Origin of the sequence: Salipaludibacillus agaradhaerens (genome assembly GCF_002019735.1) — a bacterium.
Classification (GTDB): domain Bacteria; phylum Bacillota; class Bacilli; order Bacillales; family Salisediminibacteriaceae; genus Salipaludibacillus; species Salipaludibacillus agaradhaerens.
Window position 1 is genome coordinate 1,729,586 of record NZ_KV917378.1, and the last position, 12,537, is coordinate 1,742,122.

Genomic DNA, 12,537 nt, shown 5'->3' on the forward strand with positions numbered 1-12,537 from the left:
ATTAACAAAACACCCTTCTCTTAGGAAAGGTGTTTGTTTTCTGATGTTATTGACTTGCCATAGCCACTTGATTCCTACATTTTTTTACTCACGCTTTTCTTCCTTTCTATCATCGTCCATATACACTCTACTAGGCGTGGCGCCTTCTTGAAATAAGTACTTTCCACTATAGCCTTTTGTCACTTGATCCACTTGCGCTATGACAAGCTGACAAACACGCATACCGACTTCCAACTGAACAGGGACACGGTTCGCATTAAATAATTCCAACGTGATTTGACCAGCGAAGCCTGGATCGATCCATCCAGCATTTTGAATAAAGACCCCCAGTCTTCCAATTGAGCTTCTTCCTTCCACAAAGGCCGTTAAATCGTCAGGCAAACGAATTTGCTCTAAAGTTGTTCCTAACATAAAGGTCTGAGGTGGAATCGTCATGATTTCCCCAGTTGCTACTCGCATTTCATGATAGCTTGCGGGCTCGTCGATTGATAAAAAAGGAGTAGACATGTCATCAACTAATAAGAAATTTTCTCCCAGACGCAAGTCAACAGAAGCCGGTTGGATACTATCATCCTTATATGGCGTAATCACTAGTCGCTCTTCATGTATTGATTGTTTAAGTGTCTCTCCCGATAAAATCACCTGTTATCTCTCCTTAATTATGAAATTCGCCAATTAAATGGATTTTTCAATTGTGACCAATCTTCGTTCATTTCAGCTTCACTCAATAAACAATGTTCCAAGTCGCTAGTTATTTGTTCAACATCTAAATCCATGCCAATGAACACAAGCTTTGTATGGCGATCACCGTATTCAGGATCCCATGAGTCTTGGACTTCCGGGTTATGCCTTAATATGTCCTTTCTCTGCTCCACTGGTAGTGATGCTACCCAATAGGCTAATGGTTCAACCTGCACAGAAGGACCTGCTTGTGAAAGTAATAAAGCTGTATCATGGTGTGTCGCACACCACATGACACCTTTTACCCGAACAACCTCTTTCGGTAAGCCTTGATACCAACTCATCAAACGCTCGGTATGGAATGGTAACCTTGACGTGTATACAAACGAACCAATGCCATATTCCTATGTTTCTGGTGTATGATTTTCTATCCCCTGATTGAGCTCCTTCAACCATCCAGCTGATTCACTAGCTTTTTCAAAGTCAAACAATTGAGTATTTAATATCTTGTTTGGCTCTATCTTACTGTACTGCGCACGAATGATTTTTGCTTCAGGTTGTAGCTTACGAATAACTTGCTCCAACTTTTGTAAATCCTCCTCTTTCACCAAATCTGTTTTATTCAAAACAAGAACATTACAAAATTCAATTTGGTCAATTAACAAATCGGCAATATTTCGAGTATCTTCCTCCCCAACTGCCTGTTTTCTGCTAAGTAAGCTGTCTCCAGAGCCAAAATCATGCCAGAAGCGATTGGCATCCACGACCGTAACCATCGTATCCAAGCGACAGTATGTTGTTAAATCAATCCCCATCGTTTCATCAATATAAGAAAAAGTTTGTGCAACAGGAACAGGCTCGCTAATTCCTGACGATTCAATCAAAATATAATCCACATCGCCTTTCCTCACGAGATTTTCAACCTCTACTAATAAATCTTCTCGTAATGTACAACAAATACAACCATTAGACATCTCGACTAACTTTTCTTCTGTACGTGAAAAACCACCTTGCGATTGAACTAACTCACTATCAATGTTGACTTCACTCATGTCATTGACAATGACCGCTACCTTCAAGCCATCTCGGTTATGTAAGAGATGATTCAATAATGTTGTCTTCCCAGACCCTAAATAACCACTCAGTACTGTAACAGGTATCCTTTTCATTTGTTACTCCTCCTTTTTTGTCATAAGAAATATAACCCGAGTGCAACAACAGCTGTACTTACTACACTTGTCAGCATCTGCTTCCATACAATCGACAATGACGCCTTCAAGATAAGCTCTCTACTAATCGTCAATAACATCACAAGACACGCGGATAAAGTCGAAGCCAAGTAAACTAGAATAAAAATTTTCCGAAAAAATGAGATCATCGACAGGCATGACGTTCGAGTACAACTGCTACAGCTTCTTGTCTGCATGACTGCCATGGCGTACAACCAAACCAGTAATTACAGGAAGTAACTCTCTCTCCCCGTCAAACCTATTTTACGAAGCCAATGTCGTATCTTCCCTTAAAGCAAAGTAGATATCATGCACCTTTTAAATCACAATGATTACGGATTATATAACGTTTTGCCCTAAATGTAAATAGTAATTATTACGATTTATGTTATTTGAAATAAAAACGAACCTTCAATCAGTAGGAGTTATCGTACTTCTCCCACTGATTGAAGGTTGAGTAAATCAGGACTATATTCCCCGCTTATATAGATTTTATCTGCGTTCAACCTTTTTATTTTGCAAATTTAATCATGGATAATTACATAGTGGTTGTGGAATATTACTTTTTTAAAAAATAGGAATGATTTTCTATCACGAATAATTTAGTTTACTCGGAATGCATTATTTTTTGGTAGATAAATGGATTATTCAGTTTTCTTATTAAACAAGGAGATGGAATAGTATGTTATATGGAAAAAAGAAAGTTATTTTAATATTAATTATTATTTTATTTTTCTTATGTGGGTGGGCAGGAAATATCTCTGTTTTTGCAGCAACAAGTAATCAAATTAACACCTCAGAGTCACCAAAATTAACGAATGAAAAATCAATAGAAAAAGTAATTAATGAAATGACGTTGGAAGAAAAAGCAAAAATGGTTGTTGGTAGGGGGTTCCCCATTGGAAATCCAAAAGCAGACATTGCAGGTGCTGTTGGCGTCACACTTTCCAATCGAGACTTCACTAGCATCAACTTGGAATAAGAATTTAGTCACTAAAGTTGGAAAGGCTATTGGGAATGAAGTAAAAGAATATGGGTTAGATATTTTATTGGCACCTGCATTAAATCTTCACCGCAACCCATTAGGCGGGAGAAATTTTGAATACTTTTCGGAAGATCCTTTATTAACAGGTAAGATGGCAGTTTCCTATATCAATGGGGTTCAATCAAACGATGTTGGCGCAACAATTAAACATTTTGTAGCTAATAACCAAGAAACTAATCGGACGGATATCGATACAATCGTATCACAAAGAGCTTTAAGAGAATTGTATTTAAAGGGATTTGAAATAGCTATTAAAGAAGCTAATCCGTGGGCGGTGATGAGTGCTTACAATAAAGTAAATAGTACTCATGCCTCTGAAAATAAGGAACTTTTGACAACAGTGTTAAGAGACGATTGGGATTTTAAAGGGTTTGTTATGACTGACTGGTTTGCAGGTACAGATCCTATAGCGCAAATGATTGCTGGAAATGATTTAATCATGCCTGGTGATTCAATTACTCTTACAGAGTTTATGAATGCTCTAAAAAATAGTACTATTGATGAAAAAATATTGGATCGAGATCATATTACAGAGATCATGAATGCTGTAAAAAATGGGACACTTGATGAAAGTATATTGGATCGGAACATAAGGAAAATTCTAAATATACTAGTTAAAACTCCTAGTTTTAAAAGATATCAACATTCAGATAATCCGAATCTGCAAAAAAATGCCGAAATATCACGTCGGGCTGGTAGTGAAGGTATGGTCTTACTAAAAAATATACATAAGACTTTACCGTTAGATGAAAATGCAAAAATAGGTTTATTTGGTAATTCACAAATTGAAACAATTAGAGGTGGGACAGGTAGCGGGTATGTTAATGCACCATATACAATATCGATAGCCGATGGGTTAAAAAATCGGGGATTTACCGTGAATAACGATCTTCTTCAAAGCTATAAAAGTTATATAACAACATTAAGGCATCAGGAAGAATATAAAATTAAACCTAGCGTTTTAGGAAGTGAATTTGGACTAGAGATCCCAACAATCCCTGAAAAACCTCTTAAAGCAAAAGAAATTAAAAAGACCGTAAAAGAAACAGATGTTGGAGTTGTCGTAATCGGGAGAATATCAGGTGAATTTGAAGACAGAAAGAACGAAAAAGGTGATTTTCTTTTAACTGATCGTGAACAAGATATGATTACTAACGTAACTAATGAATATCACGCTTCAGGAAAAAAAGTGATTGTTATCCTTAATATTGGCGGACCTATTGAGGTAGCCAGTTGGCGGGATAAACCCGATGCTATCCTATTAGCATGGCAACCAGGACAAGAAGCAGGTTTTGCCGTTGCTGATGTAATATCTGGTTTAGTAAATCCTTCAGGGAAACTTCCTACCACATTCCCTATGGCATACAACGACGTACCATCAGCTAAGAATTTCCCAGGTACTCCTGAGGAAAACCCAGAGAAAGTGGTCTATGAAGAAGATATATTTATGGGATATCGTTATTTTACAACCTTTGATATTGAGCCAGCCTACGAATTTGGTTATGGATTATCTTACACAACTTTTCATTTTCCTAAAGTAAAAGTTAAAAAATCCAAAGATGAAGTAAAGGTTTCTGTCACAGTTGAAAATAGTGGAGATATTTCTGGTAAAGAAGTGGTACAAGTTTATCTCTCTGCTCCTGATAATAAACTAGAAAAGCCAGCAATAGAATTGAAAGCTTTCGGGAAAACAAAACAATTAAAACCTAAAGAAAAAGACACATTAAAGTTTCAACTTGGTCTTAAAGACCTAGCATCTTTTGATGAAGAAAGATCTGCTTGGGTGGTCGAAAAAGGGCCATATCAAATAAAGGTAGGCGCTTCATCCGAAAATATTTATGAAACGGTTATATTCGAAGTGGAAGAAGATATGTTGGTTGAAAAAGTTAATGACATATTAAAACCAAAAATAGAAATTAACAAACTTTCAAAATGATATATCCTAATACAAAGCAGAAAATATCTGAATGTATCATAAACATGGGTTCCCTTTAAATCACTCGTCACTAAGTGAAAATTAGCATTGTTAGTTAGATACTGCTGAATAACTTTAAAAGTGAGAGTCACAAGGCTTCTGGCCATTTATGTTGAAGTAAGGTGCAAGATTAAGAAAAAACGTAGACTGTTACTAAAGCATTTGGAGGTCGAGAGAATATCATATTTTGTTACCTGACGTTTTTTCTGCCCTTTGTCAGTAAATGAATCCGTGATAAGAGGTGTTGATATGCCATCCACCAATCTCGGGAAAGCGTCTGTTTGAAGTGAAGGTGCACAAGCAATATTGGAATGTTGATACCTTATTTTGAATGATGACATCCAATTCAATTAAAAAACAATTATGTTGAGACCAGTTTGTGATTTAACGTCCATTCTTCTCTTCTACTTCGCTAACGAGCATTTGTAAGAAATTCTGAAGGACGGCTTTGAAGAAACTAAAATGTAAAATCTATTGATTGGGATAATACAAATTAGCATGGGTACTTCAGTTTATGTTACTCCACGTTCGTCTTTTTAGTAACTGAACGATCTCGCGGATGTTCAGCAAGCATCGCATTTCTCATTTGTTTAACAGCAGGATGGTTGGATTTGAAAAATTGATCTTTTGACTCGTAATGTGCAATGAGTGCCCCCTTTTCCAGTACCGCCAGCTTATTTGAAATGTAAAAAGCAGCTTTAATATCATGGGTAATGAACAAATAAGATAAGCCGAAATCATCCTTTAAGTCACGTAACAATTCTAAGATGAGGGTTTGTGTCACCATATCTAAACTACTAACCGATTCGTCTAGTACAATTAACTTTGGTTTAAGCGCGATGGCTCTAGCAATATTTATCCTTTGTAATTGACCGCCACTAAATTGATAAGGGTATTTCTTTAGATCACCTTCGCTTAAACCGACTTTTTCCAACAGCCAAATAACCGTTCTTTTTGTTTCACTTACGGATAGTTTTTCATAATTATCTAATGGTTCACGAATGATATGTTCAGCGGTCATACGAGGATTAAAAGATGAATATGAATCTTGAAACACAACTTGTAAATCACGGCGCAGTTTTCGCTGAGTATGCTTATCTGTCTGATAAATATCATGTCCCTGGAACAAGACCTGTCCTTGCTGAGGACGCTGTATACCGAGAATAACTTTCCCTAATGTGCTTTTACCAGCCCCACTTGCACCAAGTAATCCTAAACATGTCCCTTGTTCAATGGAAAGTGAAATATCATTAAGTACACGATTTGATTGACCTTTCCTTATTAAAAACCTCTTAGGTTGGTAGCTGTGATAGACTTCTTTTACTTCTAATAAGCTCATTGTTCTCATCCCTTATAAAATAAAATCTCATTCACTATACGGTGATAGTCTATCGTTAAACCTGTATGGTAGGCCTTGTTCTTAACAACTTTTTAGTGTATTCATGTTGTGGGTGGTCAAATAAATCAAACACATTTGCCTTTTCTACAATTTTTCCCTGCTTCATCACGGCTACATCATCCGCCATTTCTGCAATTACGCCAAGGTCATGAGAAATAAGTAAAATAGAAGTACCATATTCGGAACGAATTTTATCTAAAAGTCGAAGGACTAATAATTGATTATGAAGGTCAAGAGCAGTTGTAGGTTCATCAGCAATAATAACAGTGGGATGTAAACAAGCAGCCATCGCAATCATGACACGTTGAAGCATCCCCCCACTCAATTGAAAAGGATAGTTCTTTAATATTTTTGCAGGATCGGGCAAGTTGACATCGCGCATCACGTCAATGGCTAGTTCCTTAGCTTCCTTCTTAGTTAATGAATAGTTATGCGCTCTAATCGTTTCAACAAACTGTTGACCAACTGTAAAAACAGGGGTAAAAGCATTCATCGGGTTTTGCGTAATAAAGGCAATGTCCTTACCACGAATCTCCCGCATATTATTCAGACCATTTAATTCTTTCCCTTTTAATGTCATACTCCCTTGTATATCAACATTGTCCCGATCTAGTAATTGTAAAATTGCCATACTTGTAACCGTTTTTCCACTGCCACTTTCCCCAACAAGTCCAAGTATCTTCCCCTGATCAATTTCAAAATGAACGTTTTGAACAAGCGGCACCATACAGTCTTTTGTTTTCACTTGCACCGATAAGTCTTTGACTCGTAAAATACTTTGGTCTTTTTCTTCCATTATAGTCTCAGTCCTTTAATATCGCCGTTTAATCCCAAAACGTTCAGATAGTGATTCACCTAATAAATTAAAGGTAACGACAACTAGCATAATCATTAAACCTGGATAAATCATCAATGAGGGATGTGTCCTAATATAAGACTTTCCTTCGTGAATCATCGCTCCCCATTCTGGTGTAGGGGGTTGCACACCTAATCCTAAAAAAGACATGGAAGATAAATGCATGATTGCCCACCCCATCTCTAATGTTCCCATTACTGCTAGTGGTGGAAGGACATTAGGAATGATATGTTTCGTCATAATCTTCCATTGTGAAGAACCCGTTATTTTAGCAGCGGTGATATAGTTCTGTTCTTTCAAGCTTAGTACAACGCCACGGATTATCCTGGCATAATAGACCCACTGTACAAAAATTAACGCTAATACGACTTGTCTAAGTCCAGCACCCCATATACCAACTAACCCAAGCACAAGCAACAGGCTTGGGAATGCCATTACACCATCAGCAAATCTCATTAACACCTGATCGATCCAACCACCTTTAAAACCCGCAATAAGTCCAATGATCAAACCGATACCTAAAGCAGAGAGAAAAATTAATGTAGCAAAACCGAGTGATACTCTTGCACCATATAGAATACGTGATAATGTACATCTTCCTAAATGGTCTGTTCCTAATGGATAATCTAGAGAAGGTGGCTGAAGTTTATGAACCAGATTAACAGTAGTAGGATCATGGGGTGCAAGCCACGGAGCAAAGATCATGATAAAGAATAGTACGAGCAATATTAATGAACTAAAAACGATTACTTTTTGACTTTTTACTATGGCACGAGCCCTTGCAATCATCGTAGTTGCCTTCCTTTTCTTGAAATACGTGGGTCAATATACATTTGGATAAGATCAACAACTAAATTACTGATAAGGAATAAACCTGCTGATAGTAAGACATAGCATTGAATAACTGGCACATCACGGTTAAAAATAGCCTCAATAAAATACCGCCCAAACCCTGGCCATGAAAAGACTGCTTCTACAATGATAGCACCCGTCATCAATATTCCTAAATTCATCCCTAGCCCTGTAATCATAGGAGAAATAGCCACTCTTAAGAGGTATTTCCCCATTATGACTTTTTCATGTAGTCCTCTCGCACGGGCATAAAGGACATAGGGTTCTTGTAAATTTTCGAGTACGCTTGCTCGTAGTAAGCGCGTATATAAAGCAATTAAAGGTAACGCCAAGGTTAAAGATGGTAAAACGAGGTGCTTCCATGTCCCTATTCCTTCTACCGGAAAAAGGTCCAATCTTACAGAGAAGAAAAAAATTAATAAATAGCCAAACCAGAAAGAAGGTATAGAGGCACCAAAAAAGGAAAGAAATCGACTAAAATGGTCGATTCCACTGTTTTTCTTTAGTCCAGCTAAAAAGCCAATCGGGACACTAACTAGGATCGCAATGATAAGGCTTCCTACAGTTAACTGGATCGTTGCTGGTATGCGAGAAGATACCTCTTCCCATACAGGTTTATTCGTTACATAAGATACGCCAAAGTCAAGCTTGGATATCTGAATAACGGAATTCACATACTGTACAAGAAGAGGTTGGTCTAAACCAAACTCTTGTCTTTTTTGGGCCAATATCTCATCTGTTGGTTGAATATGTGCAGCAGTTAAGTAGGCTTCTGCTGGATCCACTGGTGATAAATGAATCATTCCAAATGTTAATAAAGTAGCGAAAAGAAAGATTGGAATGATTGTCATCATTCGCTTCACAATGTAATTGCCCATAAAAAATCTCCTGTCCCTTACTCTTCAATCGCAATACCTTCAAATGGGTGTGCATCTCGATTGGCTGAGAATGTAAAATTCGACACATTCTTTTGATAGATTGCAACGTTACTAATATATGAAATAGGCACAATAGCACCTTGCTCTTGTAACGAACCTAGAATAGAGGTATATAATTCTTGACGCTCATTTTCATCAGTTGTTTGTTTAACAGCCTCAATTTGTTGCAGTATCTCATCTTTATTAGGGTAGGCTGAAATAGCTTCATTAAATCCAAAACCTTCTGTAGCTACGATGTTTACAAACGTATGAGGATCATATGGCGCACCATAGTTGCTATAGAAATTCATATCAAACTCATTTTCACCGAATCTTTCAACTTGAGTGGCTAGTTCAACGCCGTCAATATTTAATTTCACACCTAATTCCGCCCATTCAGACTGCAAGGCTTCTGCCATTGTCTTTTGAATCGATTCAGCAGAGTTAAACATTAAATCAAATTCAAGTGGTTCACCATCTTTTTCACGAATATTTTTACCTTCTGGCAGCTCCCAGCCGGCTTCATCTAGTAATTGCTTTGCTTTCTCAATATTATAGTCAACCGTGGTTACATCCACATTTGAAGTATAAGGCAAGTTTGGTGATAAAATATAGTCTGCCTTCTCTTCCAATCCAGAAGTCACGCCCTCAACCAATGCTTCTTTATTAATCCCATAATGTAATGCTTCACGTACTCGGCTATCAGAAAGTTGTTCCACATTTGTATTCATAACGAGTTGTCTAGTAGCCACCGGCTCAGAAATACTCGTTTCATATGACCCTGTTGATTCTAATTGTATAAACGAATCGAAACTGATAACCCCTTCACCATAGACGAGGTCTACATCTCCCTTTTCAAAAGCCAAGACCCGTGTTTCAGCGTCAGGAATCACTTTCACTTTGATTTCCTCTACACTTGGAATCTCACCCCAATAGTTTTCATTACGTTTAAACGTAGCAAATTCATCTGCTTTATAGTCATCCAGTACCCACGGCCCAGTCCCAACTGATTCGGCTACACCTTTGGACGTATCTTCATCTTCAGGAAAACCCGCTTCTCCTAGGAATCGAACTGGCCGTACGACAGCTAACTCCTGAATGGTCGGATAGTAGGGTTCTGTTAATGTTAATTTAAACGTAAATTCATCCACCACTTCTGTTTGGTCGATCATCGGAATAAACCCTAACCAGCCATGAATATCAACATTTTTTAATATCGCATCAAAGTTCTTTTTTACAATTTCAGCATTAAACTGTGTACCGTCAGAAAATTCAACATCTTGACGTAATGTGAAGACATATTCTTTTCCGTCGTCAGAAATGACCCATGATTCAGCTAGGTGGGGTTTTAATTCTCCTCCCTCTTCGTAGCTAACTAACGGTTCATAAATCATCGATTGTGCGAATAATTGAGATGGGTTATAAACATGTGGATTCATTTCCCCTATGTCTCTAGGCCAAGCTACAGTCAACTTATTTTTATTTTCATCAGAATTAGATGCATCTCCTGTTGATTGGCTTGTACAACCTAGTAAAGTTATTGATAAAATTAAGATAAATACAATTATAGATAAAGCTTGGTGTTTTTTTCTATGTATTGCCATCGTCATTTACCCTCTCTATTTTGGAATGATAATCATTATCAATTATAGAAATCGATCATTCAACTGTCAATAACAATTTGACAATGGGAGAAAAATGCACATTATAACTCAGATATGTTACATAGAAAAAAGCTTAAAGAACTTTTAGTCTTTAAGCTTTTCTTGTTAACGTCAGTTATTCTATTAACTCTAGCTTGTTAAAATTTAATCTTCCACAACACAAATAAGGCCTAACAAATGTTGTATGATTCCACATAAGAAGTTGCTTCACTTTTAATTTTTGATATAACATCCACTTTATTAAACTCCAAAGGCTCATTATCATATTTTAGTCTATCCACCATTTCGCTAATTTCGTACCATTCGAGCAAATCATTAGGATATGATAACTCAGTCCCTACAATGCAAAAAATTCTTTTAGCTAAATCGAACATTTCTGATTCATTAGCTTGTAATATTTCTCTTGCCAATAAACTAATATAGCTCCTTGCACTTGTTTCAAAACTAGGCTCCTGTATTTTCAGTTCCTTCAACGTTCTATGAAAATACGCCTCTACTTCAAACACATTCTCACTAAATGAAAAGGAAGCAATGATATGTAGAGAAGGCGATGATACATTATTTTCAATTAAACAGTATGACCATTTCACATAATCCTCTGTAGTAACCATTCTTTTGTTAATTTTATAGAATAAAGCGTTTGTATCCAATTTTTCAAGCCCCTTTATGATACTTTCCCTTCTTAATTACTGCAAGGTTAGTCATCAAAACTCCTCGTTCTAATAAAAATTTTTACTTATAAAGTCTATTATGACTATAAAACGAACCTTTAATCAGGACATTAGGGGGGTGTTAGCTCCCACCTAAATAGAGTTAGCTCTCCTCTCTATTTTGAGCCGAGAGGTTTACGGACGCTTACCTATAATAAACTTTAATATATTAAAAACACTTATAATATTTAGTAAACCTACTTGGCAAAAAAAGTCCTTTTCTTCTAGTTTTGCGACACTCAAGGTCTTTTTCTCATTTGAGTGTCCATGAAAGTGGGGTTCGCGCCACTCACCAGTTTTTTCTCGCTTGAGTGGTGCAGTATCGCCGTTTTCACGTCACTAACGGTCTCTTTCTCATTTGACTGGCGCAGTATCGCCTCTTCCACGTCACTCATGGTCTCTTTCTCGCTTGAGTGGCGCAGTATCGCCGTTTTCACGTCACTCACGGTCTCTTTCTCGCTTGAGTGGCGCAGTATCGCCGTTTTCACGTCACTCACGGTCTCTTTCTCATTTGAGTGGCGCAGTATCGCCGCTTTCACGTCACTCACGGTCTCTTTCTCGCTTGAGTGGTGCAGTATCGCCGTTTTCACGTCACTCACGATCTCTTTCTCATTTGAGTGGCGCAGTATCGCCGCTTTCACGTCACTCACGGTCTCTTTCTCGCTTGAGTGGTGCAGTATCGCCGTTTTCACGTCACTCACGGTCTCTTTCTCATTTGAGTGGCGCAGTATCGCCGCTTTCACGTCACTCACGGTCTCTTTCTCGCTTGAGTGGTGCAGTATCGCCGTTTTCAAGTCACTCACGATCTCTTTCTCATTTGAGTGGTGCAGTATGGCCGCTTTCACGTCACTCACGGTCTCTTTCTCGCTTGAGTGGTGCAGTATCGCCGTTTTCAAGTCACTCACGATCTCTTTCTCATTTGAGTGGCGCAGTATCGCCGCTTTCACGTCACTCACGGTCTCTTCCACATTTGAGTGGCGCAGTATCGCCGTTTTCGCGACACTCACGAGTTTTTTCTCGCTTGAGTGGCGCAGTATCGCCGCTTTCACGTCACTCACGGTCTCTTCCACATTTGAGTGGCGCAGTATCGCCGTTTTCGCGACACTCACGAGTTTTTCCTCGCTTGAGTGGCGCAGTATCGCCGTTTTCACGTCACTCACGGTCTCTTTCTCATTTGACTGGCACAGTATGGGTGTTTTCGCGTTAATC

10 protein-coding genes and 1 pseudogene are annotated in these 12,537 nt (G+C 38.0%); 2 read left to right on the forward strand and 9 right to left on the reverse strand.

Annotation, left to right across the window (positions count from 1 at the left end):
• Positions 1–84: 84 nt before the first annotated feature.
• Positions 85–642, reverse strand: a complete 558-nt coding sequence (gene dcd / locus BK581_RS08230; protein WP_078577721.1) for a dCTP deaminase — start codon at positions 640–642, stop codon at positions 85–87.
• Positions 643–659: 17 nt separating this feature from the next.
• Positions 660–1,850 (reverse strand): annotated as a pseudogene (locus tag BK581_RS08235) (GTP-binding protein).
• Between the two features lie 742 nt (positions 1,851–2,592).
• On the opposite strand from BK581_RS08235, the gene BK581_RS20275 reads away from it, so the two are divergent.
• Positions 2,593–2,892: a hypothetical protein gene (locus BK581_RS20275; RefSeq protein ID WP_245828957.1), complete on the forward strand. Its 300-nt coding sequence runs from the start codon at positions 2,593–2,595 to the stop codon at positions 2,890–2,892.
• Positions 2,810–4,891: a beta-glucosidase gene (locus tag BK581_RS08240; protein ID WP_245828960.1), complete on the forward strand. Its 2,082-nt coding sequence runs from the start codon at positions 2,810–2,812 to the stop codon at positions 4,889–4,891. The genes BK581_RS20275 and BK581_RS08240 overlap by 83 nt, the downstream gene beginning before the upstream one ends.
• 556 nt (positions 4,892–5,447) lie before the next feature.
• Here BK581_RS08240 and nikE read toward each other — a convergent pair.
• The 7 genes from nikE to BK581_RS08275 form a co-directional block, all read right to left on the reverse strand.
• A complete protein-coding gene (gene nikE, locus BK581_RS08245) occupies positions 5,448–6,269 on the reverse strand; it encodes a nickel import ATP-binding protein NikE (RefSeq protein WP_078577722.1) in 822 nt (273 codons plus the stop codon).
• A 55-nt stretch (positions 6,270–6,324) separates the two neighbouring features.
• On the reverse strand, positions 6,325–7,125 hold the full coding sequence (locus tag BK581_RS08250) for an ABC transporter ATP-binding protein (protein WP_078577723.1): 801 nt from the start codon (positions 7,123–7,125) through the stop codon (positions 6,325–6,327).
• A gap of 15 nt (positions 7,126–7,140) precedes the next feature.
• Entirely contained in the window at positions 7,141–7,974 is an 834-nt protein-coding gene (nikC, locus tag BK581_RS08255; RefSeq protein ID WP_078577724.1) for a nickel ABC transporter permease subunit NikC, read from the reverse strand.
• A complete protein-coding gene (gene nikB, locus BK581_RS08260; protein ID WP_078577725.1) occupies positions 7,971–8,915 on the reverse strand; it encodes a nickel ABC transporter permease subunit NikB in 945 nt (314 codons plus the stop codon). Before nikB ends, nikC begins: the two co-directional genes overlap by 4 nt.
• Before the next feature lie 17 nt (positions 8,916–8,932).
• The gene (gene nikA / locus BK581_RS08265; RefSeq protein WP_078577726.1) at positions 8,933–10,558 is read right to left on the reverse strand and encodes a nickel ABC transporter substrate-binding protein; all 1,626 of its coding nucleotides are present in this window, start codon (positions 10,556–10,558) and stop codon (positions 8,933–8,935) included.
• 230 nt (positions 10,559–10,788) lie between these two features.
• Positions 10,789–11,268, reverse strand: a complete 480-nt coding sequence (locus BK581_RS08270; protein ID WP_078577727.1) for a hypothetical protein — start codon at positions 11,266–11,268, stop codon at positions 10,789–10,791.
• A 299-nt stretch (positions 11,269–11,567) separates the two neighbouring features.
• Positions 11,568–12,488, reverse strand: a complete 921-nt coding sequence (locus tag BK581_RS08275) for a hypothetical protein (RefSeq protein WP_078577728.1) — start codon at positions 12,486–12,488, stop codon at positions 11,568–11,570.
• Positions 12,489–12,537 lie beyond the last annotated feature (49 nt).

Bases quoted from the DNA above. Each gene is read 5' to 3' on its own strand.
- BK581_RS20275 (WP_245828957.1), top strand. From the start codon at position 2,593: ATGTTATATGGAAAAAAGAAAGTTATTTTAATATTAATTATTATTTTA.
- nikE (WP_078577722.1), bottom strand. From the start codon at position 6,269: ATGAGCTTATTAGAAGTAAAAGAAGTCTATCACAGCTACCAACCTAAG.
- BK581_RS08250 (WP_078577723.1), bottom strand. From the start codon at position 7,125: ATGGAAGAAAAAGACCAAAGTATTTTACGAGTCAAAGACTTATCGGTG.
- nikC (WP_078577724.1), bottom strand. From the start codon at position 7,974: ATGATTGCAAGGGCTCGTGCCATAGTAAAAAGTCAAAAAGTAATCGTT.
- nikB (WP_078577725.1), bottom strand. From the start codon at position 8,915: ATGGGCAATTACATTGTGAAGCGAATGATGACAATCATTCCAATCTTT.
- nikA (WP_078577726.1), bottom strand. From the start codon at position 10,558: ATGGCAATACATAGAAAAAAACACCAAGCTTTATCTATAATTGTATTT.